The organism is Nocardioides sp. Root190 (genome assembly GCF_001428565.1).
Classification (GTDB): domain Bacteria; phylum Actinomycetota; class Actinomycetes; order Propionibacteriales; family Nocardioidaceae; genus Nocardioides.
On the sequence record NZ_LMIA01000001.1, the window covers coordinates 563342 to 586265 of the forward strand.

The 22924-nt window shown below is 69.4% G+C and carries 23 protein-coding genes; 6 read left to right on the top strand and 17 right to left on the bottom strand.

Annotation, left to right across the window (positions count from 1 at the left end):
- Positions 1–107: 107 nt before the first annotated feature.
- The 3 genes from ASE01_RS02665 to ASE01_RS02675 are packed head-to-tail and all read right to left on the bottom strand — an operon-like array spanning position 108 to position 1695.
- Positions 108–377 (bottom strand): cytochrome C oxidase subunit IV family protein, encoded by a 270-nt coding sequence (locus ASE01_RS02665; RefSeq protein WP_056748595.1) that lies wholly within the window; start codon positions 375–377, stop codon positions 108–110.
- A gap of 5 nt (positions 378–382) precedes the next feature.
- A complete protein-coding gene (locus tag ASE01_RS02670; RefSeq protein WP_200958723.1) occupies positions 383–1009 on the bottom strand; it encodes a cytochrome c oxidase subunit 3 in 627 nt (208 codons plus the stop codon).
- On the bottom strand, positions 1006–1695 hold the full coding sequence (locus ASE01_RS02675) for a hypothetical protein (protein WP_056748435.1): 690 nt from the start codon (positions 1693–1695) through the stop codon (positions 1006–1008). Before ASE01_RS02675 ends, ASE01_RS02670 begins: the two co-directional genes overlap by 4 nt.
- A gap of 162 nt (positions 1696–1857) precedes the next feature.
- Here ASE01_RS02675 and ASE01_RS02680 point away from each other — a divergent pair, with 162 nt between their 5' ends.
- Positions 1858–2607: an alpha/beta fold hydrolase gene (locus ASE01_RS02680; protein ID WP_056748436.1), complete on the top strand. Its 750-nt coding sequence runs from the start codon at positions 1858–1860 to the stop codon at positions 2605–2607.
- A 140-nt stretch (positions 2608–2747) separates the two neighbouring features.
- Here ASE01_RS02680 and ASE01_RS02685 read toward each other — a convergent pair whose 3' ends face one another.
- From ASE01_RS02685 to ASE01_RS02730, 10 genes are read right to left on the bottom strand one after another with little or no spacing between them, the layout of a single operon-like run.
- Entirely contained in the window at positions 2748–3800 is a 1053-nt protein-coding gene (locus ASE01_RS02685) for an LLM class F420-dependent oxidoreductase (RefSeq protein ID WP_056748437.1), read from the bottom strand.
- Positions 3801–3837: 37 nt separating this feature from the next.
- Positions 3838–4605, bottom strand: a complete 768-nt coding sequence (locus ASE01_RS02690; protein ID WP_056748438.1) for a hypothetical protein — start codon at positions 4603–4605, stop codon at positions 3838–3840.
- A gap of 27 nt (positions 4606–4632) precedes the next feature.
- Positions 4633–5799, bottom strand: a complete 1167-nt coding sequence (locus tag ASE01_RS02695; RefSeq protein ID WP_056748439.1) for an MCE family protein — start codon at positions 5797–5799, stop codon at positions 4633–4635.
- The gene (locus tag ASE01_RS02700) at positions 5796–7082 is read right to left on the bottom strand and encodes an MCE family protein (protein ID WP_056748440.1); all 1287 of its coding nucleotides are present in this window, start codon (positions 7080–7082) and stop codon (positions 5796–5798) included. The genes ASE01_RS02695 and ASE01_RS02700 overlap by 4 nt, the downstream gene beginning before the upstream one ends.
- Positions 7079–8230 carry an MCE family protein gene (locus ASE01_RS02705; RefSeq protein ID WP_056748441.1) on the bottom strand — a complete coding sequence of 384 codons (1152 nt, stop codon included), beginning with the start codon at positions 8228–8230 and terminating at the stop codon, positions 7079–7081. Before ASE01_RS02705 ends, ASE01_RS02700 begins: the two co-directional genes overlap by 4 nt.
- Complete coding sequence (locus tag ASE01_RS02710) at positions 8227–9252, bottom strand: MCE family protein (protein ID WP_082605743.1); 1026 nt, start codon at positions 9250–9252, stop codon at positions 8227–8229. Before ASE01_RS02710 ends, ASE01_RS02705 begins: the two co-directional genes overlap by 4 nt.
- On the bottom strand, positions 9249–10268 hold the full coding sequence (locus ASE01_RS02715) for an MCE family protein (RefSeq protein ID WP_056748443.1): 1020 nt from the start codon (positions 10266–10268) through the stop codon (positions 9249–9251). Before ASE01_RS02715 ends, ASE01_RS02710 begins: the two co-directional genes overlap by 4 nt.
- The gene (locus tag ASE01_RS02720) at positions 10265–11350 is read right to left on the bottom strand and encodes an MCE family protein (protein WP_056748444.1); all 1086 of its coding nucleotides are present in this window, start codon (positions 11348–11350) and stop codon (positions 10265–10267) included. The genes ASE01_RS02715 and ASE01_RS02720 overlap by 4 nt, the downstream gene beginning before the upstream one ends.
- A gap of 4 nt (positions 11351–11354) precedes the next feature.
- Positions 11355–12194, bottom strand: coding sequence for an MlaE family ABC transporter permease (locus tag ASE01_RS02725; RefSeq protein ID WP_056748445.1), 840 nt, complete (start codon positions 12192–12194; stop codon positions 11355–11357).
- Positions 12195–12202: 8 nt separating this feature from the next.
- Positions 12203–12970: an MlaE family ABC transporter permease gene (locus ASE01_RS02730; protein ID WP_056748446.1), complete on the bottom strand. Its 768-nt coding sequence runs from the start codon at positions 12968–12970 to the stop codon at positions 12203–12205.
- 187 nt (positions 12971–13157) lie between these two features.
- Between ASE01_RS02730 and ASE01_RS02735 the strand changes: the two genes are divergently transcribed.
- Complete coding sequence (locus tag ASE01_RS02735) at positions 13158–13955, top strand: SDR family NAD(P)-dependent oxidoreductase (RefSeq protein WP_056748447.1); 798 nt, start codon at positions 13158–13160, stop codon at positions 13953–13955.
- Between the two features lie 148 nt (positions 13956–14103).
- Here ASE01_RS02735 and ASE01_RS02740 read toward each other — a convergent pair whose 3' ends face one another.
- Positions 14104–15099 carry a hypothetical protein gene (locus tag ASE01_RS02740; RefSeq protein WP_056748448.1) on the bottom strand — a complete coding sequence of 332 codons (996 nt, stop codon included), beginning with the start codon at positions 15097–15099 and terminating at the stop codon, positions 14104–14106.
- Positions 15096–15974, bottom strand: coding sequence for an HpcH/HpaI aldolase/citrate lyase family protein (locus tag ASE01_RS02745; protein WP_056748449.1), 879 nt, complete (start codon positions 15972–15974; stop codon positions 15096–15098). The genes ASE01_RS02740 and ASE01_RS02745 overlap by 4 nt, the downstream gene beginning before the upstream one ends.
- A gap of 71 nt (positions 15975–16045) precedes the next feature.
- Between ASE01_RS02745 and ASE01_RS02750 the strand changes: the two genes are divergently transcribed.
- Together ASE01_RS02750 and ASE01_RS02755 are read left to right on the top strand one after the other, a co-directional pair.
- On the top strand, positions 16046–17203 hold the full coding sequence (locus ASE01_RS02750; protein WP_056748450.1) for an acyl-CoA dehydrogenase family protein: 1158 nt from the start codon (positions 16046–16048) through the stop codon (positions 17201–17203).
- Positions 17204–17289: 86 nt separating this feature from the next.
- Positions 17290–17937 (top strand): TetR/AcrR family transcriptional regulator, encoded by a 648-nt coding sequence (locus ASE01_RS02755; RefSeq protein WP_056748451.1) that lies wholly within the window; start codon positions 17290–17292, stop codon positions 17935–17937.
- A gap of 401 nt (positions 17938–18338) precedes the next feature.
- Here the strand turns inward: ASE01_RS02755 and ASE01_RS24230 are convergent, their stop codons facing one another.
- Positions 18339–18941: a TetR/AcrR family transcriptional regulator gene (locus ASE01_RS24230; protein WP_056748452.1), complete on the bottom strand. Its 603-nt coding sequence runs from the start codon at positions 18939–18941 to the stop codon at positions 18339–18341.
- A gap of 100 nt (positions 18942–19041) precedes the next feature.
- Between ASE01_RS24230 and ASE01_RS24235 the strand changes: the two genes are divergently transcribed.
- On the top strand, positions 19042–19635 hold the full coding sequence (locus ASE01_RS24235; RefSeq protein WP_056748453.1) for a hypothetical protein: 594 nt from the start codon (positions 19042–19044) through the stop codon (positions 19633–19635).
- Entirely contained in the window at positions 19632–21557 is a 1926-nt protein-coding gene (locus ASE01_RS02770) for a hypothetical protein (protein WP_056748454.1), read from the top strand. The genes ASE01_RS24235 and ASE01_RS02770 overlap by 4 nt, the downstream gene beginning before the upstream one ends.
- Before the next feature lie 98 nt (positions 21558–21655).
- On the opposite strand, the gene ASE01_RS02775 is transcribed toward ASE01_RS02770, so the two are convergent.
- Entirely contained in the window at positions 21656–22915 is a 1260-nt protein-coding gene (locus tag ASE01_RS02775) for an ABC transporter substrate-binding protein (RefSeq protein ID WP_056748455.1), read from the bottom strand.
- Between the last annotated feature and the right edge of the window lie 9 nt (positions 22916–22924).

Consider the following 22924-nt stretch of genomic DNA (forward strand, 5'->3'; position numbering starts at 1 on the left):
ATTCCGTCCGGCAGGCCGCACAGGATCCGAACGAATACCTACCTGCATACGTACGACGCGGCAGACGCCCCGCCCGGTGAGGGGCGGGGCGTCTGGCGAGGGGTGTCTCAGGCGACGAGGTAGATCACGACGAGGGCGACGAAGGTGACGCCGACATAGGCCTCGACGAGCAGGCGCAACGGCAGCGGTGCCTCACGGATCTCCATGAAGTGCAACGCCACCAGCCGGATCTTGACGAACGCGATGGCGAGGAGGAGCAGGCCGACGGCCGCGGTGTCGCCGTGCTGCTCGAGGCCGACGACGGCCGTGAGGACGGTCGCAGCGACGAGGAACATCCAGACCGCGGTCTGGCGGTCGACGGGGAAGCGGGAGAGCATCGCGATCACCTGATCAGGTAGAGCAGCGGGAAGAGGACGAGCCACAGCAGGTCGACCATGTGCCAGTAGATGGCGCCACACTCGGCGAACTTGCGCTGGCCGGGGGTCAGCTTCGGTCGGCGCGCAGTGCGGATCAGGAACACCACGATGATCGCGCCGATGACGAGGTGCGCGAGGTGGATGCCGGTGAACACGAAGTAGTACATGAAGAAGTCGTTCGTGCCGCCGTTGAAGCCCTCGTCGACGAGCAGGGTGTACTCCGTCGCCTTGATCGCGACGAAGCCGAACGCGGTGAGCAGGGTGAGCCCGAAGAGGCGGCTGGCCGCCGGCGTGCCGTCGCCGAGCCGGCGCAGGCCGTGGATGACGAAGAGCGATCCGGTGAGCAGCAGTGCGGTGTTGACGATGCCCAGCCACGGGTGCAGCTCGTGCTGCGCCGACGCGAACATCGCGGGATCCTCGCCGCGGGTGACCAGGATCGTGCCGAAGAACAGGGCGAACACCGCCATGTCGCCGAGGATGAAGACCCAGAGGCCCTCCTCCCCCGGGATCCGCTTGCCGTCGGCTCGCGGAGCGGGCGCCGCACGCGTCCCCTCGCGGGGGGCGTCGTCGACCGGTGCCGTCTCGATGCTCACGGGGCGCCCACGGCCTCGCGCGGGACGGCAGGGGCGTCCGGCGCTGCGCTGTCCGCCGGGGGGACCGCGCGCAGCAGCATGATCGAGGTCAGCAGGAACCAGCCACCGAAGAGGGCCGCCGCGAGCCAGAAGGACAGGAGCCCGTTCCAGGCGAACGGGCCGGTCTTGAAGAAGACCAGCAGGAACGCCGGCAGGAAGCAGAAGGCGGCCCAGAAGTTGAAGTAGCCGAACCAGCGCGGGAACGGCGGCTTCTCGCGGTCGTCACCCAGGATCGCGACGCCGAACGAGACCGCCTGGAGGATGGCCGGCGGGCCGTTCATGATGAAGGGCACCCAGGCCAGGTCGGTGAGCAGCTGGAGAAGGTCGGGGTCGCGCTCAGGCCGGAAGGCTGCGGCACCGAAGATCAGCACCGGCATCGAGATGGCGAAGAGCCCGCCGGCAGCGCCGATGACCTGGATGTTGGCCAGAGGCGAGAAGTCGCCCTCGATCTGCTTGATGTGGCAGGCGATCAGGGCTCCGAGCGGCACGGTGAAACCCGCACCGAAGAGCATGAGGACGGCGCCCAGCCGGATGCCGTTCGCGTTGTCGGCGTACATCTGCGCGATCTCGTCGGCCGTGTCGGCCGGCGAGAGCGGCGGCACCCACCCCGCAGCGAGCAGTCCTCCGAACAGGAGGATCACGAGCATGAACCCACAACTGGCACAGGCGATCTGAACAGGCCGCGACATCATCGGGGTCCTCCTTGACTCCGTCCGCCGGACGGCGGGTGCAACATAACTTCGCTTTTTAGTTTAGAGTAGAAACTTGTGCAGGGGCAACCACTTCGAGGAATCGATGCACGCGACCACGTGCTGCTGCTGCACGGGATGGGATGCAGTCCGTGGGTGTGGCGTGGCGTCACCGCCGCATTGCCCGGGCACCTCACACCCGTGGTCGCCACGATCGCGGGCCACCGCAACGGCACCCGCCTGGAGCGCCGGGCCGACCGCACCGCACCCGAGCAGATGGTCGACGACCTCGAGCGCCAGCTCGACGAGCTGGGCATCGCCCGGATCCACGTCGTGGGCAACTCCCTCGGCGGCTGGCTCGCACTGCGCCTCTCCGAACGCGGCCGAGCCCTCAGCGTCCTGTGCCTCGCCCCCGCCGGCGGCTGGCGACCGGGCTCGCTCGGCGAACGCCTGATCGTGTCCCGCTTCGTCATGGGACACCGGCTCTGCAAGCGCCTGGACCGCACGCCGAGGCTGCTCCGGTCCGCCGGGCTCCGCCGGGCCGTCATCTCCCCCGTCGCACACGACCCGTCCGGCGTCTCCTACGCCGACGCCGTCACCTTCGTGCGCGACCTCGCCGACTGCCAGGCCCTCCGCGCCGCGATCGGCCATGTCGAAGCACGCCAACTGGATGCGATCCTCCGCGTCGGCGCCCCCACCACGATCGCCTGGTCCGGTGAGGACAAGGTGCTGTCGGGCAAGTGGGCGCGCGAGGGCTTCCGTCACCTGCGGGCCGACGAGATCGACGTACCCGACGTGGGGCACCTGCCGATGCTGGACGACGCGTCCCTGGTGGCCCGCTTGATCACCGACTCAGCCACTCCTCGGTGAAGCGCGAAGTGTCAGGTTTTCTCCACCGAAGTGCGTGGGTCTCTCCGCCGAGATTCGGTCGTACCGAGAAGACCGGACTCCTCGATGGAGAAAACCACGCACTTCGCGAGAGAGAACCACGCACTTCGCGGTGATGCGGGTCAGCGGACCTCGGCGGCCAGCGCGGAGAGGCGACCGAGCTGGGCGACCCGGTCCTCGGGCGCAGCGGCCAGCGAGTTGAGGAGCAGGGTGCGCACCCCACCGTCCCAGAACTCCTGGAGCTGGCGGCGCACCGAGTCGTCGTCACCGATCAGGGTGATGGCCTCCACGAGCTCGGCGGGTACGGCGGCAGCGGCCTCGGACTTCTTGCCGGCGAGGTAGAGGTCCTGGATCTCCTTGGCCTCGGTCTCGTAGCCGTAGCGGCAGGCGAGCTGGTTGTAGAAGTTCTTGTCGCGCGCGCCCATGCCACCGATGTAGAGGGCGAGCTGGTTGCGGACGGACTGGATCGCCTCCGGCGGGGCCTCGTCGAGGTGGTAGTGGACCTGGAGCTGGATGTCGAGCTCGCCGAGGGACGCGTCGCGCTTGGCGAAGCCCTCCTCGAGCGCGTCGCCCCACGCCTGCTTCGCCTTGGACGGGTGGAAGAAGAGCGGCTGCCACCCGTTGGCGAGCTCGGCGACGAGCGCGACGTTCTTCGGGCCGAGGGCCGCGACCGAGATCGGGATCTCCGGGCGCACCGGGTGGTTGATCAGCTTCAGCGGCTTGCCGAGGCCCGAACCGCCGTCCTCCTTGGTGAGCGGCACCGTGTAGTGCTTGCCGCGGAACTCGACCGGCTGGCGCTGCCACACCTGCCGGCAGACCTCGATCACCTCGCGGGTGCGGCCGAGCGGGGCGTCGTACTTCACGCCGTGGAAGCCCTCGATGACCTGCGGCCCGGAGGCGCCGAGGCCGAGGTTGAAGCGGCCGTCGGAGACGAAGTCCAGACCAGCGGCGGTCATCGCCGTCAGCGACGGGGTGCGCGTGTAGATCTGGAAGATGCTCGACATCAGCTCGAGCTTCTCGGTCTTGGCCGCGATGTAGCCGAGCTGGCTGACCGCGTCGAAGGAGTAGGCCTCGGCGACGGCGACCAGGTCCAGACCGTTGCGCTCGTACTCCTGGAGCAGCTCCACGGTCTCCGCGAAGCCGCCCGAGTAGTCGATGATCATTCCGAGGCGCATGCTGCGTCCTTCTCTGTTGTCAGGGTGGTGGTGGTGTTCATCCTGCAGCAACGGCGAGGTCCTCGGCCTCGAGGCGGTGCAGCGCCTTCCAGGTGAACCACGTGCCCAGGGCCGTGAAGACGAAGAACTCGACGAACACCACCCAGAAGCTGATCCCACCGTGCCAGGCGAACAAGCCGGTCTTGACGAACGGCATCACCGTCAGCGGGACGTAGCAGAACGCCGTGAAGAAGGAGAGGTAGGCGAACCAGCGCGGATAGAGTGAGACCGTACGACGGTCACGCAGGATCGCGACGCCGATCGCCACGCTCTGCAGGGCCGAGCAGACGAAGGTCGTGTCGAAGAACATCCAGCCGAAGTCGTACAACGTCTGGACCATCTCCGGGGAGCGCTCCTCGACCCGGAAGGACGCGGTGATCCAGATGGTGGCGGGGACGAACGTGACCAGTCCGGTCAGCAGTCCGCCGATCACCTGGATCCCGGCGAGCGGACCCATCGGACCCTCGATCCGACCGATCACCTTGGAGATCGCAACACTCCACGTGACGTAGAACGGGCCGGCGAAGGCCATCATCACCATGCCGAGGGTGAGTCCGGTCTGGTGGTCGACGAAGTACGCGTGGATCTCGTTGGCGGTCCAGTCCTCGCCCGGCGGCGGCCAGAAGCCTGCGAACACGGCGAAGCCGAGCAGGCCGAAGACCACGTAGCTCCCCACGAGCAGGAGCGCGACGCGCAGCGTCACGTAGTCGCCGCGGATGCTCGCGGGGTCGGCGTCGACGGTGCCGCGGTGATCAGTGAGCGTCATCGCTCCTCCTCGGTTCGGGGTCGGGGATCAGCACTTGGTGGCGTCGCCCTCGCGGCGGCTCGGGTCGGCCGGGCAGGGGATGTTGCGGGCTCCGCGCACACCGCGGGGGTCGCTGGCGGACTCCTTGCAGAACACCAGCGGTGAGGTGCGTGTCGAGAAGTCGAACGGCGAGGCCCACTGCTTGGCGGGCACGAAACCCTTGACGCACTCCGGTGGCTTGTCGGCGTTGGCCAGGGTGAGCCGTACGGCGTTCATGTCGATCGCCGGGATCGTGGCCGACTGGACCGTGGCGACGGCGAGCGGGTAGTCGCTGAGGATCTGTGCGAGATAGCTGTCGTAGGTGCGGAGCACCCCCACGACCGGGTTGGTGCGGGCCAGCAGGACAGGCAGTGAGACGGACAGGTCGTCGATGAACGCCAGCGTCTCGTCGCTGAACCCCGGCCCCGCGGCGAGCAGCGCACGCAGGTCGCCGTCGCCGGCCCGGAGCTCGGCCGTGACCTGGTCGAGGTTGTGGGTCAGCCGGGTGATGGCGTCGGCCTCGCCGTTGATCGTGCCGAGCACCGGTCCGATGTCGCGCACCAGGTCGGCGGTCGGCTCGAAGTTCGCGTCCGCGGTGTCGATGAGGTCAGAGCCGCTGTCCAGCAGAGCCTGCAGGTCGCCGGCCCGGCCGGCGAAGGCCTGACCACCCTCGTCGATCAGGGCAGACAGCTTCTCCTCGTCGAGGCTGGAGACGAGCGACTGGACGTTGTCGAGCACCGGCCCGATCTCCACGGGGTACGACGTCCGGTCGGTCCCGATCCGGTCGCCGTCCGCCAGCGGCCCGTCCCCGTCGTCGACGCCTGAGGGCACGAGGGAGACGTACTGCTCCCCCACCGCGGAACGGCTGTGGATCTCGGCGGTGACCGTGGAGGGCACGTCGACGTCGTCGACCAGGCTCAGTGTCGCGACCAGCCTGTCGCCGGCGAGCTCCATGCCCTTGACCTTGCCCACCGGGTGGCCGAGGTAGGTCACCTCGGCACCGGGATAGAGGCCGGCGCCCTGCTCGAACTCCACGGCCACGGTGTGGCGACCGATCCCGAGCTGCTCGGGAACGCGCAGGAAGGAGACCGCCAGGACCACGGCGCCGATCACGGCCGCGATGGAGAAGGCGATCAGCTGCTTCCTGATGATCGGTGCAGCGCCCTTGAGGATCATCGTCCGCCTCCCAGAAGTCCGCCGAGGAGGCCCTCGAGGCCCTTGCCGATGTCGCCGCTGCTACCGGGGACCTTGTCGGCGCCTCCTGGGGCGCCCTTGGCGGCTCCGGATCTCGTGCCCCCGGGCTCGGCGGAGCCAGAGTTGGTGGCGCCCGCCTTGACGCCGCCGAGCAGACCGTTGAGCAGGCCGGTGACACCGGGCAGCAGCCCTCCGAGCAGCTTGCCCAGGTCGGGGATCCCGGGCAGCCCGGGGATCCCGATCGAGCCGTCGGGCCTGATGAATCCGTTGAGCAGCGCGGAGTTCGTGAGGTCCAGCATCAGCGTGAGGTTGCAGTAGGAGCTGCGGCACGCGTTCTTCACCGTCTCCGGCGCGAACGGGAAGGTCACGGCGAAGCCGAGCGCGGAGACCGCCGAGTTGCCGGCAGCCTTGATCGACTCGAGCACCGGCGCGACGTCGCGCAGGTTGGCGAGGAGATCCTCCTTCACCCGTCCGACGAGCGGCGTCGCGACATCGCTGAGCCGGGTCAGCGCGGTGAGCGCCTTGGTGAGATCGGGCCGGTTCCGCGCCAGGACCTCGAGGGCCGGGCCGAGCTCGTCGAGGGCACCGGTCAGGACGTTGCGGTCCTTGGCGAAGCGCTCGGAGAGGCGGGCGACGTCGTTGACCGCGGCGAGGATGTCCTCACGCTGGCCGTCCAGGGTCCCGACGAACGAGTCCAGTCGGGGCAGCAGCGCCGCCACCGCGCGGTCGTTGCCGCCCAGCACCCGGTTGAGCTCGGTGGTGATCGTCGCCAGCTGCTCGAGACCACCGCCGTTCAGCGCGAGCGAGGCCGCTGACAGCACCTGCTCCGTCGACGGATACGCCTGGCCACGCTCCAGCGGGATCCGGTCGCCGCTGCGGAGTTCACCCTCGGCCTTCACCGGGGAGATGAGCTCGACGAACGCGGCGCCGAGCAGGGTGTTGACCCCGACCTTCGCGACGGCGTTGGCAGGCAGCTCGACGTCCGGCTCGAGGCTGAGCTCGGCGACGGCGTGCCACTTCTCGGCCCGGACCTCGGTGACCGTGCCGACCGTGATGTCGTCCACCTTCACCTGCGCGTTGGTCGTCAGGGTGCCGACGTCGGGGAGCTCGACGGTGAGCTTCAACCCGTCGTCGCCCGTGCCCTTGCCACCCGGCAACGTCATCGAGTCGATGCCGTCGAAGCGGCAGCCCGAGAGCAGGACGAGCAGTGCGACCGCGAGCAGGAGCGCCGTACGGCGGACGCCCGCGCCAGCGACGGCACTCATGACGCACCCCCGGCGATCAGCAGGAGCAGCGCATCGAGCAGCTTCTGCGACTGCGGGTTGTCGACGACCTGGCCGAGCAGGTCTCCGAGGAGGTTGTTGCACAGCTTCTCCGCTCCGGCCTCGTCGGCGCCCGCGACCCCACCGACCGCGCCACAGATCAGCGACCCCGGTGAGTGGATGTTCGCGGCGTTGAGGTTGACGGCGACCGCGTTCTGGCCCTCGTGGTACGACTCGGTCAGGTTCGCCAGCGCATTGGGCGCGACGTGGAGGATCTGGGCGAGGTCACCCTGTTGCTTGTTGACCACCTGGACCAGGTCGGACAGACGCGTCACCGCCGTGTCCAGGCCCTTCCGGTTGCCCTTGATGAAGGCTTCGACGTCGACCACGGCACCGCTGAGGTTGCGCAGCGCGCTGCGGACCAGCAGCTTGTCGTCCACCAGGACGGCCGAGACCGCATCGAGGTTGCGGATGAACTTCTTCATCTGGCCGTCGCTCTCGGCGAGGGCCTCGACGAAGACCTGGAGGTTGCGGACCACGCCGAAGGCATCGTCGCCGCCGCTGTCCAGGACGCCCACCGCGTTCGACAGGTCCTTGATCGTCTGGTTGATCGTCGCGCCCTGACCGTCGAGGGCCGTCGCACCGGCGTCCACCAGGTCGGACAGGGCGCCGTTCTCGTTGGCACCGCGCGGGCCGAGCGCTTCGGCGAGACCGTTGAGCTGTTCCTTGATCTCGTCCCACTCCACGGGTACGGCGGTGTCCTCGAGCTGGATCGTGGCGCCGTCGGCCATGACCGCCCCGCCGTCGTACCTCGGCGTGAGCTGGAGGTAGCGGCTGCTGACCAGGGAGGGTGCCACGATGATCGCCTTCGCATCGGCGGGGATCTTGACGTCGCCGTCGACGTGGAAGGCGACCCGCACGCGGGTGCCCTCGGGCTCGATGTCGTCGATCTTGCCGACGGGTACGCCGAGCACCCGCACCTCGTCGCCGGCGTAGATGCCGTCGGTGCTGGGGAACCAGGCGACCAGGTCGGTGCGGCCCTTGTCGCGGAAGCCCACGGTCAGGACCAGCACCGCGAGGATCGCCAGGACCAGCAGGATGCGCATCCGCGGTGAGGCGAGCACGTGCTTGATCGCGTTGTTGCCGGTCATCGGGCACCTCCGCCGAGCAGGTCGGTCAGGTCGAGACCGAGGCCGAGCTCCTTCAGGTCGGGCTGGAGCAGGTTGCCGGGCAGCAGGTTCTGGAGGTAGGCGGAGAAGAACTCGCCGCTCGAGACGACCTCGCCCAGGCCGGTCGCGTAGACCGCCATCCCGCTGAGCGTCTTGCTGATGTTGGACTTGTTGGCCTGCAGCGTGCCGATCACGGTGTTGAGCTCCTCGAGGGCCGGACCGATCGTGTCCTTGTTGTCGGCCACCAGGCCGCGCAGCTCGGTGGCCATCGCGGAGAGATTCGTCAGCAGCGCGGTGATGTCCTCGCGACGCTTCAGCAGCTCGGTGAACAGGACGTTGCCGTCCTTCATCAACGCGGTCAGGTCACCGCTGCGGTCGGCGAGCACGTCGCTGAACCCCTCGGCGTTGTCGAGCAGGCTGCGCAACGAGTCGTCGCGACTGCTGATCGTCTTCGACAGCCGGCTCATGCCCGTGATCGCGCCGCTCAGCTCGGGGGTCGCCCCCTCGAGGGTGCTCGCCACCGTCTCCAGCGCCGTCGCGACCGTGTCGACGTCGATCTCCTCGGTCTCCTGCTGGAGGTCCGTGAGGGCGTCGTTGACGTCGTACGGCACCGTCGCTCGCTCCATCGGGATCCGGGCGCCGTCGGCGAGGGATCCCGTGCCGCGCGACGTCAGCACCAGCGCCTTGTCGCCGAGCACCGTCTCGACACTGACCGCCGCAGCCGTCTCGCTGCCGAGCTCGATGCCGGTGTCGGTCACCGCGAACTCGACGAGCACGCCCTTGCCCTCGAGCGTGACGTTGCCGACGCGACCGACCGTGAGGCCGCTGACGCGGACCGGGTCACCCTGCTTGATGCCGGCCGCCTCCGGCAGCAGCACGCTGTACTTGCTGCCGAACATGCCCACGATGCCGTTGATGTTGAGCACCACGAGGACCATGACGGCCAGCCAGACGACGACCACCACCCCGAGGGGAAGCGAGTTGCGTTCGCGGAACATCTTCATGACTGGCACCGCTCTGTCTGGCTACGCACCATCGGGGTCTTGATCGGCTTGCCTCCGGGGCCGCTGATGACGACCTGGACGGCGCACAGGTAGAAGTTGAAGGTGTTGCCGTGCGAACCGATCCGGTCGAGCACCTCGTAGGCGCCGGGCAACGACTTCAGGACCTTGTTGAGCGTCTTCGTGTTGGTGTTCAACAGCTCGGCGAGGTCCTTGACCGCGATCAGCGTCCGCTTGAAAGGCTCGCGCCCATCGGTGAACAGGTCCGCCAGCGCGGCCGCCATCTGGTTGATCGAGGTGATGGATCCGGCGATCGGGTCCTTGTCCTTCGCCAGGCCGGACACCAGTTCCTGGAACTGACCGATCGTCTGGCGCAGCTGGAGGTCGCGGGTGTCGAGGCTGCCCAGGAGCACGTCGAGGTTGTCGATGAGCGAGGTGATCGCCGTGCTGTCGTCAGCAAGACCATTGGTCAGGCTCGACGTCCTCGCCAGCAGCGACTCCACCGTGCCGCCGCGACCCTGCAGGGTGGCGATCAGGTTGGTCGCGAGCTCGTTGACCTCGGACGGCTCGAGTCCGCGGAACAGCGGGCGGAAGCCGTTGAGCAGGACATCGAGGTCCAGTGCCGGGGTGGTGCGGTCCAGGGGAATGGTCGCGCCCGCCGCGAGTGGCGTGCCGACCTCGGGCGGCTGCTGGAGCTCGAGGTAACGGTCGCCGAGGAGGTTCTCGTACCGGACCAGCACCTCGGTCGCGTCGGTGAGGACCTGGTCGTCATCGACGTGGAAGGCCACTTCCACCCGGTTGCCGTCGCCGACGTCGAGGCCGTCGACCTGGCCGACCCGCACACCGGCGATGCGTACGACGTCGCCCGTCTCGAGGCCGCTGACGTCGGCCATCACGACCCGGAAGCTCTTCGTCGGGCCCACCCTGGTCTCGCCGAGGGTGAGGTGGAGCAGGGCGAGGATCAGCAGCCCGACCGTCCCGAACACGGCCAGGCGCAACGCATCGGCGCGGATGTTCACTGCGGCGTACCCCTCTCCGGGAGCGGGATCTGGCTGCCCTTGAGACGCGGCAGGCCGTGGCAGTCGGGTCCACGCCCCACGGGGTAGCCGGGGAGGGACTTCGGGAAGGTGTAGTGGGAGACCTGGGACCTGACGCTGACCAGTGCACGGAGCGAGGCGTCGGTGCCACCGATGACGTCGGCCATGATCTTGCGCGTCTCGTCGAGGCCCTTGAGGAAGCAGGGCAGCTCTGTCGAGTAGGCCCGCAGGGTCGCCGCCGTCGGTCGCGCCGACTCCAGCAGCGTGGCCAGCTCGTCGCCGTTCTCCCCTAGGAGCTCCTCAGCGCGGCCGCCGAGGAGCGACAGGTCGACGAGCAGGCGGTCCAGCGCCTTCTGCTCGTCGCTGACCGTCCCGGCCGTGACGGTCGCGTTGTCCAGGATCGCCAGCAGCGCGGGCGACACCTCGACACCGAGCCGCGCGAACCGGGCGACCTCCTGCAGGTCCTTGCGCAGCTGCGGGAGCAACGGCTCGAACTTCGTCAGGTAGGCGTCGGCCTTCGCCGCGACCGCAGCGATGTCGTCACCGCGTCCCGAGAGCGTCGAGGCCAGCACGGACAGGGTGCCGTTGAGGCTGGCGATGTCGATCCCGCTGAGCACCCGGTCGAGCCCGTCGAAGACGGTGTTGATCTCGGTGGTGACACCAGAGGCCTGGATCGTGCCGCCGTCAGCGAGGCGGCCCGGGCCGGCCTCCGCCGGGGCGACCAGCTCGACGTACTTGGCGCCGAAGACGGTGGTGGCCCGGATCTCCGCGACGACGTCGGCGGGGATCCCGTCGAGCTCGTCACGGTCGATCTCGAGGGTGATCTGGACGCCGTCGCCGACCGCGCGGACCTCGCCGATCCGGCCGATCTCGACGCCGCGCATCTTGACCTTGCCGCCCGGGTCCATGACCAGACCGGCCCGCGACGTCTCCAGCGTGATCTCTGCCGGATCGGCGAAGGCGCGCGTGTACAGCGCCGTGGTGAGCCCCACCGCGGCGACCGCTGTCAGGATCAGGCCGATCCCTGCGAGCCGCACGCTGCGCGCGGTCGTGTCCCTGCTCATCAGCTCAACCCCCCAGGTGGAACGTGTTGAAGTTCGAGTAGATGGCCATCGCGATGAGGAGGTTGACGATCATCACGCCGCTCAGCGAGGCCCGCACCGACCGGCCGACCGCCTCGCCGACCCCGGCGGGACCACCGGAGGCGTTGTAGCCGTAGAACGTGTGGATCAGCATCACGACGATGACCATCCCGACCACCTGGACATAGGAGAAGACGATGTCCATCGGGTGCAGGTAGAGGAAGAAGTAGTGCGCGAAATTGCCGGCCCCGACGTCGTAGAAGAAGACGAGCAGGAGGTAGTCGGCGAGGAAACCGCCGAGCGTGGCGAAGATGTAGAGCGGGGTGATCACGATCATCCCGGCGGTGACGCGGGTCGTGACGAGGTACGGCAGCGACGGGATCGCCATGACCTCGATGGCGTCGATCTCCTCGCTGATCCGCATCGCGCCCAGCTGGGAGGTGGTCGCGGCGCCGAGGGTCACCGCGAGCGCGACACCGGCGAGCAGGGGCGTGGAGAGCCGGGCGGTGAAGAAGGCCGCGAGTAACGGGCTGAGTGATCCCACACCGAGGCTCGACGACGATTCGAACCCCTGCGCCGCGGCCACGGCGCCGGCGAAGAAGGTGATCGAGGCGACGATGACGATCGAGCCGCCGACCAGGGCGAGCGCGCCGGTACCGGTGCCGAGCTCGGCGATGAGCTTGACGATCTCACCGGGGTGCCGGCGCAGGGCGCGCGGGATGCCGACGAGGACGCGGGCGTAGAAGAGCCCGTGGGCGCCGATGGAGTCGAGGGCGCGCAGCGGCGCACGGCGTGCTGCTGCGAGCTTGGGCGTGAGAGCAGACATCGGGGACCTCAGAGGATCGCGAACTGGATGAGGCTGATGGTCAGGCTGACCGGGACGAGCACCGCGACGGTGATCACCACGGCCTGGTTGACGGCGTCGCCGACGCCCTTGGAGCCGCCGGCCACGTTCAGGCCGCGGTAGCAGGCGATGACCGCGGCGATCAGGCCGAAGACGAACGCCTTGAACATGCTGAACATCAGCTCGGGGATGCCGGTGAAGAGCGGGATGCTGGCGACGTAGGCGCCCGGGTTGACGTCCTGGAGGTAGACCGAGAAGAAGTAGCCGCCGACCAGGCCGCCGGCGCAGATGAGGACGTTGAGGACGAGGGTCACGAAGACAGCCGCCACGATGCGCGGCACCACCAGGCGCTGGATCGGGTCGATCCCGAGCACCTGCATGGCCGCGATCTCCTCGCGGATCGTGCGTGCGGCCAGGTCGGCACACATCGCCGTACCCCCCGCTCCGGCGACCACCACGACCGTCACGAACGGGCCGATCTGCTGGACCGAGGCGATGCCGGCGATGCCTCCGGAGAGGTCAAGGGCGCCCAGGTCCTTGAGCAGGAGGTTGACCTCGAAGATCACCAGGAGAGTGAAGCCGAGCATCACCAGCAGCGTCGGCACCAGCGAGACCCGGGCGATGAACCACGCCTGCTGCACGGCCTCGCGCCACGAGAACCGCCTCGTGAACATGATGATGAAGGCGTCCAGCGCCATCGCCAGCACGTCACCCAGCACACGTGTCGGCTTTGCCGCAGCCTCGACTGCTGACGCCATCGGATCCCCCTGCCAAGGACGGGTTCGGAGGCCCCGAAGCCTTCCGCGAAAATTGAATCTGGATTAAGGTAACTCTACTTATGGAACGCTATGGGTGGTTGCGCCGTGTGTCAAGCGTCACGCTGTTCACCACTGCCCTCTGCATCTCACGCACCTCTCGCACCTCACCGCGCACGAAGGAGTGCCCATGGACCTGGGACTGAAGGACGCACGCGTACTGATCACCGGCGGCGCCTCGAACATCGGGCGCGGCATCGTGCACGCGTTCGCCGCCGAAGGCAGCCGGATCGTCCTCTCCGACATCGACGCCGCCCAGGCCGAGAAGGTCGGTCAGGAAGCCCTCGACCGTGGGGCGTCCGCCGTCGAGGTCGTCGTCGGCGACCTGACCGACGAGCACGAGGCCCAGCGCGCGGCCGACCGCTCCGTCGAGACGTGGGGCGGAGTCGACGTACTGGTCAACAACGCCGGCTGGAGCGTGCCGGGCTTCATCGCCAAGAACACCGACCGCGCCAACTGGCAGAAGACCGTCGAGATCAACTTCTTCACCGCGATCTCCGCCACCCAGGCCGTCCTGCCCGCCATGCGCGAGCAGGGCCAGGGCTCGATCGTCTTCATCGCCAGCGAGTCGGCCTTCGGCCAGATCCGCCAGGGCGTGTACGGCGCCACCAAGGCCGCCGTCGTTGCGTTGGCCCGCACCACAGCGCGCGAGCACGGCCGCCACGGGATCCGCTCCAACATCGTCTGCCCGGGCCTGGTCGTCCCCGACGGTCCCGACGCCGTCGGCGCCCAGAGCCTGTGGTCGGTGGGCAAGGACAACGTCTTCAACGACGACCAGGCCGCCTACCTGCTCAAGGACACCCCGATGAACCGGCTCACCTCCGCCGAGGACGTCGCCGCCTCGGTGCTGTTCCTCGCGTCCGAGCGGATGTCACGCCAGGTCACCGGGCAGCTCTTCAGCGTCAGTGGCGGCTACACGATGCCGTGATGCGGGCACGAAGTGCGGGCTCTTCTCCCGCGAAGTGCGAGGTTTTCTCCATCGAGGTGCGGGAGTTTCTCGCGCACCTCGATGGAGAAAACCTCGCACTTCGGCGGAGAGAAACACGCACTTCGCGCACCACCGAGCGCAGCGCAGGTCAGGGGGCGAGGGCGGAGAACGTCCAGTCCAGCACCGGCCGGCCGCCCTCGGGCTCCCCTGTTCCGTCGCGGTCGGCGAGGACCTCGGCGCGCAGGTCCAGGACCTGCCACCCGTCGACCGGCGTGACCTGCTCGACGGTGATCCGGGTGGTCAGGGTGTCACCCTCGTGGACCGGGCCGACGTGGTCGCAGGACGTCCACGCCAGGATCGTGGCGAGGTCGGGCAGGGCCCGGGTGAGCTGGGAGGCCGCGAGCGCGATCGTGTGGCCGCCGTACACGAGCCGCTGACCGCCGCCGGCGAACCGGTCGTGGTGGACGGCGGCGACGTTGAGGGTGAGCCTCGCGAGCTCGGGGGCGCTGGAGACGACGTCGCCGGTGGCGAGCTCGAGCACCTCCCCCGCGGCCGGGAGTACGCCGAGGGTGCGGCCGGCGACGTACGCGTCACGGTCCCAGGCGGGGATCAGCCGGCTCACGTCGACCGGAGGCAGGTCGCCGCCGACGGCGTCGAGATCGTCGGCGTGGCCGGTCGGCGCGGCGCCCTGGCTCAACGGGAGCATCGCGCACCGGAAGAAGTCGACGACCGGGTGCCCCTCCTGGTCGGCGGTCTGCATGTGCAGCGCGGCCAGACCGGTGGGCGGACGTCCTTCACGGCGGGCGTTCTCGCGCAGGCCGACGACGGTCGTAGTGGTGCGCAGGGTGTCGCCGATCAGCGGCTGCCGCAGGAGCGCGAAGCGCCGGTAGAAGAGGTTGGCCCGGACCCGCTGGGTGACCAGCGTGGTCTGGCCGATCGCGGCGTTCGTGACGAAGGACGGGCTCGCGACCGGCCCTCCGGCCACCGCGCGGGCGAGGTGGTCGTCGAGCGCGAGCCGCCAGCGGTCGCCCACGATCGCCTGGTGCTGCGCCGCGCGGCCCTCGGTCAGGGTGCACCCGGGCGCGGTGTCGAAGACCTGGCCGAGGGCGAGGTCGTCGAAGAACGGTCCGCCGACGAGTGTCACCGGTCCACCACCTTCGCGAGGATCCGGCGGGCGTCACGCGCCATCGCCTCGTCCACCAGCGCACCGTCGACCACGGCGGCGCCGCGACTCGCGGAGGCCGCTTCCTCGAGGGTGGCGAGCACCCGGCGGGCGTGGTCGACCCGGTCTGCCGACGGGGTGAAGCGGTCGTTGACGCCCGCGACCTGACGCGGGTGGATCACCCACTTCGCGTCGAAGCCCATCGCTGCGGCCGCGTCGACGGACGCGACGAAGTCCTCGCCGTCACCGACGCCGAGGAACGGACCGTCGATCGCCGAGATGCCCGCACGTCGCGCGTTGAGCACGATCGCGTCCTGCACCCCGCGCCACGTGGCCGGGTCGACGCCGCGCTCGCGGCCGATCGAGGCCGCCAGGTCGGCGTACCCGACGATCACCGCCTCGAGCCGACGGACCTCACTGACGATGTCCCCCAGCGCGAGCACCCCGGTCGCGGTCTCCACCAGTGCCTGCACGGCCAACGGCACCGCCCTCCCCACCTCGGCCTCGAGTCCCTCCAGCAGTCGCTCCGCGAACCCCACGTCCGCGCGTGACTCGACCTTCGGCACCACGACTCCGGACACCGCGGCCAGGCCTGCCGCCACCTCGAGGTCGCGGTGGCACCACCGCGTCCCGACGGCATTGACCCTCACGACGACGCGCGGGTGCTGCTCGGGCCACGCGAACGCGGCCAGCTGCGCTCGCGCGCTCGCCTTGTCGTCGTACGCGACGGCGTCCTCGAGGTCGACGACCACCTCGTCCACACCGGACTCGAGGGCCTTGAGGATCTTGCGATCATCTCCGGCGGGGACGCACAGTGACGAGCGTCGGGTGACCTGCGCAACGTTGACCACGGGCATTCTTTTAATCTACATTAAACTCTGATGCGCGGGCAATCGCGACCGCGACGACGACGGAGGACGAGCACACCATGGCCAGGCTGTCAGCGGAAGAGCAGGAAGTCGTCGCCCTCGTGCGCGACTGGGTCGACCGCGAGGTCCGCGGCAACGTCCAGGAGCTCGAGCACGCCAACGAGTACCCCGAGAAGTGGATCGAGCAGATGAAGCAGCTCGGCATCTACGGGCTCGCGATCCCGGAGCCGTACGGCGAGGTCGCCGTCTCCATGCCCTGCTACGTCGAGGTGACCGCCGAGCTCGCCCGCGGCTGGATGAGCCTGGCCGGCGCGATGGGCGGGCACACCGTCGTCTCGAAGCTGATCCTCGACTACGGGACCGAGGAGCAGAAGCAGAACTACCTGCCTCGCATGGCGACCGGCGAGCTGCGCGCGACCATGGCGCTCACCGAGCCCGGCGGCGGCTCGGACCTGCAGGCCATGAAGACCGTGGCTCGCAAGGACGGCGACGACTACGTCGTGAACGGCTCGAAGACGTGGATCAGCAACGCTCGCCGCTCCGGCCTGATCGCTCTGCTCTGCAAGACCGATCCCACCGCAGAGCCGCGCCACAAGGGCATCTCGATCCTGCTCGTCGAGCACGGTCCCGGCCTCAACGTCTCCCGCGACCTGCCCAAGCTGGGCTACAAGGGCGTGGAGACCTGCGAGCTGTCCTTCGACGACTTCCGCTCCCCCGCCAGCTCGCTGCTCGGCGAGGCGGAGGGCGAGGGCTTCTCGCAGATGATGCGCGGCCTGGAGACTGGTCGCCTGCAGGTCGCCTCGCGGGCGATCGGCGTCGCCCAGGCGGCGTTCGACGACTCCCTGGCCTACGCGCAGGTCCGCGAGTCCATGGGCAAGCCGATCTGGAAGCACCAGTCGATCGGCAACTACCTCGCCGACATGGCCACCAAGCTGACGGCCGCCCGCCAGCTCGTGCTGTTCGCCGCAGAGAAGTACGACGCCGGCGAGCGCTGCGACATGGAGGCAGGCATGGCCAAGCTCTACGCCTCCGAGATCGGCATGGAGATCGCCCTCAACGCCGTCCGCATCCACGGCGGCTACGGCTATTCGACCGAGTACGACGTCGAGCGCTACTTCCGCGATGCCCCGCTGATGATCGTCGGCGAGGGCACCAACGAGATCCAGCAGAACGTGATCGCGGCGCAGCTGGTCAAGCGCGGCGGGCTCGGTCGCTGACACGTGCCCGGGGGCGCGCCATCTGTCGTACGACGTGCGGCGCGCCCCGGGCACGTGAACATGTGAAGCCCCATTAGAATCCGTCCATGGCCAAGAAGTCCGGGAGCCCCACCGTGGCAGCGGAGAGCGAGGGCAAGCCCCTCGACAAGAAGTCCGCACGCACGCGGGTACGGATCCTCGATGCGGCAGCCCAGGTGCTGAGCGCCAAGGGGTACGCCGGGATGCGGCTCAGCGACGTCGCCGAGGTCGCCGAGCTCCAGGCGCCCGCGATCTACTACTACTTCCCGTCCCGCGACGACCTCATCGAGGAAGTCATGTGGGTCGGTCTGGCCGACATGCGCGAGTTCCTCACCAAGGCCCTCGAGGTGGCGCCCGCCGACGCGGGCGCGATGGAGCGGATCCTGATCGCCGTCGAGACGCACCTGCGTCACGAGCTGGAGATCTCCGACTACACCACCGCAGCGATCCGCAATGCCGGCCAGCTCCCGGACAACATCCGCGACCGCCACGACGCCGAGGAGAAGAAGTACGGCGCCCTCTGGCGCGACCTCTTCAAGGCGGCGGCCGAGACCGGCGAGCTCCGCGAGGACCTCGACCCCTACCTCGCCCAGATGCTCGTGATGGGCACGATCAACTGGACCGCCGAGTGGTGGCAGCCCAACCGCGCCACGATCGACCGGGTCGTCGCGAACGCGCAGTCCTACGTGCGGGCAGCACTCTCGCCTGCGAGCTGACGCTCGTTCGCCGGGCCCTGTCGTCGGAGGCGCCGGGCTTCGTCGTTGGGATGTCGGCGTGGGGCTGCCTGGCTGGCTGGCTGGCTGGCTGGCTGGCCGGGGATGCAACACGCTGTCCATCGGACTACCCGACAGTTCCCGTCACGAAGGCCACGCTGGGACCGCGTGGAAGATACGGCAACCGACAGGTAGTCACGCGAACAGCGTGTTGCAGCGCACCTGCTGGCCGGCTGGGAATGCAACACGCTGTCCATCGGACTACCCGACAGTTCCCGTCACGAAGGCCACGCTGGGACGGCGTGGAAGGTACGACAACCGACAGGTAGTCACGCGAACAGCGTGTTGCAGCGCGCCTGACACTCCGCGCCTGACGCTCCGCCTGAGACTCCGGGCCCGAGACGTCAGGCGATCGCGGCAGCAGCCCCGAGGGCACCGATCGCCGCGATCACGTCGGTGACGTCACCCTCGACCTCGCCGGCAAGCCAGTCCGCGACGAGCTCGGTCGTGCCGGCGACGAGCAGGCGCGTGGCGAGCAGGCGGCGCGCCTTCGCGCGCCGGCCCCGTGGTGCGCCCGGGAGCACCTCGGCTGCCACGAAGCGGGTGTACTCGTCGATGGCGAGATGGCGTCGTGCCGCCAGGACCGGCGTCGCCGGACTCTCGACGTAGAGGCGGGCCAGGCGCTCGTCGCTGCGCAGTGACTCGACCAGCGCCTCGACGACGAGCGGCGCACGCTCGGCCTCGGCGACGCCGTCGATGGTGGCGCGCATCCGGTCGAGCAGACCGGTGTAGAACTCGTCGGCAACGGCGAGGAGGAGGTCGTCACGGGTCGGGAAGCTCTCGTAGAAGTACCGCTTGCCCAGGGCGCTGTCGGCGCAGACCGCCTCGACGGTGACCGCACCGACGCCTTCGCGACCGATCACGGCGCGGCAGCTCTCGAGCAGGCTCGCCCGGCGGGTGGCCACGCGATCGGCCGCACTCACGCCGCCGTACGAACGTCCCGCCATGACGCCATCCTGCCCCACCCATTGACAGGGGGCGACGTCGGTCGTAATTTCTGTTACGGCGCCGTGACAGATTGACGGTGAGCAGAGGAAGGAGCCCACCATGGCCTGCTGTGCAGCACTCGCTGTCGTCCTCGGTGCGCTCCGCGCCGTCTGGTTCCGCCTGTTCCCCGGCCGCCGTCCGCCCGAGCCCGGCTTCGCGCCGCCGGCCCGTCGCTCGGCCGACGGCCTGCCGCTGTCTCCCCCGGCCGCAACGGCCTCTGCCCCACCGCCGCGGCAGCAGCCCACGAGGCGGCCACGCCTCGTCGGCAGCCTCCTGCTCGGCGTCACCTTCGGTGTCGCGGCGTACGCCGTCGCCATCTCCCTTGCCCGCGCGACTCCTCTGGTGCGCACCCTCGAGGGGGCGTGGCTCGCTCGCGACATCGCGCTCGTCGTCCTCGCCGCGCTCGCCCTCACCGGCTCCCTCGCACTGCGCACCAGCACCAGCCCCACCTCGCGACCCGCGGTCCTCGTCGGCGCCGGCGCCGCGTGGACCGAGCTGGGCCTGGTCGACATGCACCTGCTCGGACTCTTCGAGTTCCGCGTCGCCGCCCTGCCCCTCGACCTCCTCCTCCACGGCGGCGGCCTGGTCCTGCTCCTCGCCGCCGCCCCGCACCTGACGTCCACCCGCACCTCACCGAGAGCGAGCACCGCATGACCGCCGTCGACACCCGTCCGGAGGAGGCGACCACCGTCCTGCTGCCGACCGACATCGCGATGTTCCCGCCGGCGACCCGCCACTCGATGCTCCGCTCGCTGGCCGGGTACGCCGTCCTGTGGCTCTGCGGCGCCGCCGCTCTGCTCCTCGACGCCGGTCCCCGCACGACCACCTTCGCGCTGGGTCTGGCCCTGCCGGGCGGCGGGCTCTTCCACGCCGGCCACGCGACCTGGGGGGTGGTGGCCCTGGTCTCCGTCGTGCTCGCGGTGTTCATCTGGTGGGCGGCCGGTCCGACGGTGCTGCCACCGGTGGCATGGCTCGCGACGGCGGCGGTCCCGGCACTGACCCTCGACGCGCCGCAGGGATCGACCGGCGGCGCCATCGCCGTCCTCGCCACCATCCCGTTGCTCGTGGCCCTCGCGGCGGCAGTCCACGCGGTTCGTCATGCCACCCAGCAGCGGCGCGGTGCCGTGCTGAACGAGCGGCTGGCGACGGTGGAGTTCCGGGTGACCGGCGCGCCGTCGTACCCGCAGGACTTCACGGTCGTCGAGCACAGCGACACCGACCTGAGGCGCCTCCGCGCGTCGATCGACCTAGCGCTGCAGCCGCTCGACTCCTACGAGGGCTTCACGCACATCGACCAGTTCCGTGAGGGCGCGCTGCGCTACCAGCTCAACGCACTGTCCTACGGACTGTCGATGTCACAGTTCACCCGCACGCCCGCGTTCCGCGGCTACCTCGCCGAGGCGCAGCGCAACACGATCGAGAAGGTGCTGCAGCGCAAGGTCTGGGGCTACTGGCCGCTGGAGAACTCGTGGGGACACCTGCGCCTGGACAAGGACCCGATCCCGGTCGGTTCCAACGTCATGCTGACCGGCTTCTTCGGCCTCCAGGTGGGGTTGTACTCCTCCCTCAACGACGATCGCTACACCCGGCCCGGCTCGCTGAGCTTCCGCTGGGACGAGTCGAGGGCCTACCCCCACGACCTTCCCGGTCTGGCCAGCAACGTCAGCGACAGCGTGCGCGGCTCGCGGTTCGGGCTCTACCCGTGCGAGCCGAACTGGATCTACACGATCTGCAACACCTTCGGCCTCAACACCGTGCTCTCCAGCGAGCAGCGCCAGCCGGGCGGCAACGCCGACGAGGTCCGCGCGCTGTTGCGCCGGTCCTACGAGTCGGAGTTCCTGCGCCCCGACGGCCGCATCGTCGGAGTGCGGTCGTCGCACCTCGGTCTCTCGTGGAACTTCTGGGCCAGTCCGTCGGTGCAGCTCGCGACGACGTACTGGCTCAACCCCGGCATGCCCGACCTCGCGCAGCGCACGTGGTGGCTGATCCGCGACGGATGGCTGCGGGTCGAGGGCGGCCGGGTCAGCACTCCCCGCAGCGTGGTCAGCAGGCTCGACCCCGGCAACTACAAGCTCGGGACCGACACCTTCACCCTCGCCGTCACGACGATGGCCGCGCGAGAGATCGGCGACGAGGAGACGGCTCTGGCCGCCGAGGCCACCCTCGTCGAGCGCGAGCATCTCGAGCAGGCCCACGGCGCCGAACGCGTCGGCAACGCCAGCGGGCTGGCGAACTCCTACCTCAACCTCGGTCGCTTCGGGCGTCGCAGTGGACTGCGCGACCTGGTCGCCTTCGGCCCGCCGGCCGAGTGGCGCGACGGCCCGGTCCTCGACGAGGCGGCCTACCCCGACGTGCTCGTCGCGAAGGCGGTCTCCGACGGCACGGCCCTCGACCTCGTGCTGGCGCCCGGCGAGGGCCCGGTCCGCACCCGGCTCACCCTCGCGCAGCTGCGCCCCGGGGCGTCGTACGACGTGCGCGGGGGCCGCGAGCAGAGCCTGGTCGCCGACGGCGCCGGGCGGGCGACGCTCGAGGTGGACCTGGGCGGACGGCTCGAGCTCCGCATCACCCCCGCCTGACCCCCTCGCCGAGTTGGCGGTTCCCGCCCCTCGAGTTGTCCGTTGGTGTGCACCAACCGCCAACTCGAGGGGAAGAAACCAACAACTCGCGGGTGCGGTCAGCCCTGCTGCAGAGCCGTCAGCATCGCGGTCGCCGTGGCCTGGTCGATGCAGGTCGTCGGCTCGGCGTCGGAGCGGAACTCCCCCTCGGTCAGCTTCGCGGTGAAGTAGCACAGCGGGAACGACGGCTGCCCCTCCGGGAAGTTCAGCGGCGGCGCGATGCCGTCGAGGGTCTCGTCCTCCAGCAGGCGCAGACCCTTCACGACGTCCGCGCCGGTGGAGGTCGGCGAGATGCCGCCGGCCTCGGCAGCAGCCTTGAACAGCTCGCCACCGGCCCACGGGTAGATCAACGGGAAGCTGAACTGGGGGCTCTCGAGCACCTTCGGGGCGTGCTTCTCCAGGCCGTCGAGGAAGCCCTTCACGCCGGGAACGGTCTCGTCGGTGTAGACGGCGTTGGTCGCCACGATGAGCGATCCGTCGAGGTTCTCGTCCGTCGTCCAGCTCTTCTGGGTGGTTGCCGAGGAGGCAATCTGGATCGGCTTGAAGCCGGCCTGCTCGCACGACTCCGCGATCCGCGGGACGACGTCGGAGTTCACGGCGTTGAACATCGCGTCGACACCCTTGTCCTTGAAGGACTGGCACTCGGCGAGGTACTTCGGTGCCGACTGGGAGACCTTGGCCTCGACGACGGTCATGCCGGCCTGGGCCGCGAGCGGCTTCACGATCGCCGGGAGCTGTGCGCAGACCGGGGTCTCGGAGCAGTACATGAGGCCGAGCTCCTTGGCGCCGGACTTGGCGGCCACGGTTACCTCGCCGAGCAGCAGCAGCGGCAGGGTGGAACCCGAGGCGTAGAAGTTCGGGTCGGTGAAGAACGACGTGTCGACCGGCTGACCGCCGACGACGGGGATGCCCTTCTCGGAGACGTACGACGCCCACTGGTCGGAGACCAGGCTCATGGTGCCGACGATGGCCATGACCTTGTCCTTCTCGACGAGCTGCTTGGCCTTGGCCAGGCCCGTTGCGGGGTTCTGGCCGTCGTCGTACGCGATGACCTCGACCGGGTGACCGTTGATGCCGCCGGCCTCGTTGGTGGTGCTGGCCCAGGCCTTGAGCACGTCCAGGCTCTGTCCGAGCGACGCCGCCAGCGGGCCCGTACAGCTGCACAGGGTGCCGATCCGGATCGGGTCGCCGGTCAGGCCGCCCGATTCGACGTCGAGCTTGCTGTCCTTGGAGTCATCCGAGCCGCAGGCGGCCAGCAGACCGGCGAGGAGTGCGAGCACAGCGGCGATGAGGCCGGCGCGCAGCAGTCTTTTCTTCATCAGTGTTTC

What these genes read in the sequence shown, in the direction of transcription:
- ASE01_RS02665 (WP_056748595.1), bottom strand. Translation starts at nt 377, where the DNA reads ATGCTCTCCCGCTTCCCCGTCGACCGCCAGACCGCGGTCTGGATGTTC.
- ASE01_RS02675 (WP_056748435.1), bottom strand. Translation starts at nt 1,695, where the DNA reads ATGCTCGTGATCCTCCTGTTCGGAGGACTGCTCGCTGCGGGGTGGGTG.
- ASE01_RS02685 (WP_056748437.1), bottom strand. Translation starts at nt 3,800, where the DNA reads ATGCGCCTCGGAATGATCATCGACTACTCGGGCGGCTTCGCGGAGACC.
- ASE01_RS02690 (WP_056748438.1), bottom strand. Translation starts at nt 4,605, where the DNA reads ATGACGCTCACTGATCACCGCGGCACCGTCGACGCCGACCCCGCGAGC.
- ASE01_RS02695 (WP_056748439.1), bottom strand. Translation starts at nt 5,799, where the DNA reads ATGATCCTCAAGGGCGCTGCACCGATCATCAGGAAGCAGCTGATCGCC.
- ASE01_RS02700 (WP_056748440.1), bottom strand. Translation starts at nt 7,082, where the DNA reads ATGAGTGCCGTCGCTGGCGCGGGCGTCCGCCGTACGGCGCTCCTGCTC.
- ASE01_RS02705 (WP_056748441.1), bottom strand. Translation starts at nt 8,230, where the DNA reads ATGACCGGCAACAACGCGATCAAGCACGTGCTCGCCTCACCGCGGATG.
- ASE01_RS02710 (WP_082605743.1), bottom strand. Translation starts at nt 9,252, where the DNA reads ATGAAGATGTTCCGCGAACGCAACTCGCTTCCCCTCGGGGTGGTGGTC.
- ASE01_RS02720 (WP_056748444.1), bottom strand. Translation starts at nt 11,350, where the DNA reads ATGAGCAGGGACACGACCGCGCGCAGCGTGCGGCTCGCAGGGATCGGC.
- ASE01_RS02725 (WP_056748445.1), bottom strand. Translation starts at nt 12,194, where the DNA reads ATGTCTGCTCTCACGCCCAAGCTCGCAGCAGCACGCCGTGCGCCGCTG.
- ASE01_RS02730 (WP_056748446.1), bottom strand. Translation starts at nt 12,970, where the DNA reads ATGGCGTCAGCAGTCGAGGCTGCGGCAAAGCCGACACGTGTGCTGGGT.
- ASE01_RS02735 (WP_056748447.1), top strand. Translation starts at nt 13,158, where the DNA reads ATGGACCTGGGACTGAAGGACGCACGCGTACTGATCACCGGCGGCGCC.
- ASE01_RS02745 (WP_056748449.1), bottom strand. Translation starts at nt 15,974, where the DNA reads ATGCCCGTGGTCAACGTTGCGCAGGTCACCCGACGCTCGTCACTGTGC.
- ASE01_RS02750 (WP_056748450.1), top strand. Translation starts at nt 16,046, where the DNA reads ATGGCCAGGCTGTCAGCGGAAGAGCAGGAAGTCGTCGCCCTCGTGCGC.
- ASE01_RS02755 (WP_056748451.1), top strand. Translation starts at nt 17,290, where the DNA reads ATGGCCAAGAAGTCCGGGAGCCCCACCGTGGCAGCGGAGAGCGAGGGC.
- ASE01_RS24230 (WP_056748452.1), bottom strand. Translation starts at nt 18,941, where the DNA reads ATGGCGGGACGTTCGTACGGCGGCGTGAGTGCGGCCGATCGCGTGGCC.
- ASE01_RS24235 (WP_056748453.1), top strand. Translation starts at nt 19,042, where the DNA reads ATGGCCTGCTGTGCAGCACTCGCTGTCGTCCTCGGTGCGCTCCGCGCC.
- ASE01_RS02770 (WP_056748454.1), top strand. Translation starts at nt 19,632, where the DNA reads ATGACCGCCGTCGACACCCGTCCGGAGGAGGCGACCACCGTCCTGCTG.
- ASE01_RS02775 (WP_056748455.1), bottom strand. Translation starts at nt 22,915, where the DNA reads ATGAAGAAAAGACTGCTGCGCGCCGGCCTCATCGCCGCTGTGCTCGCA.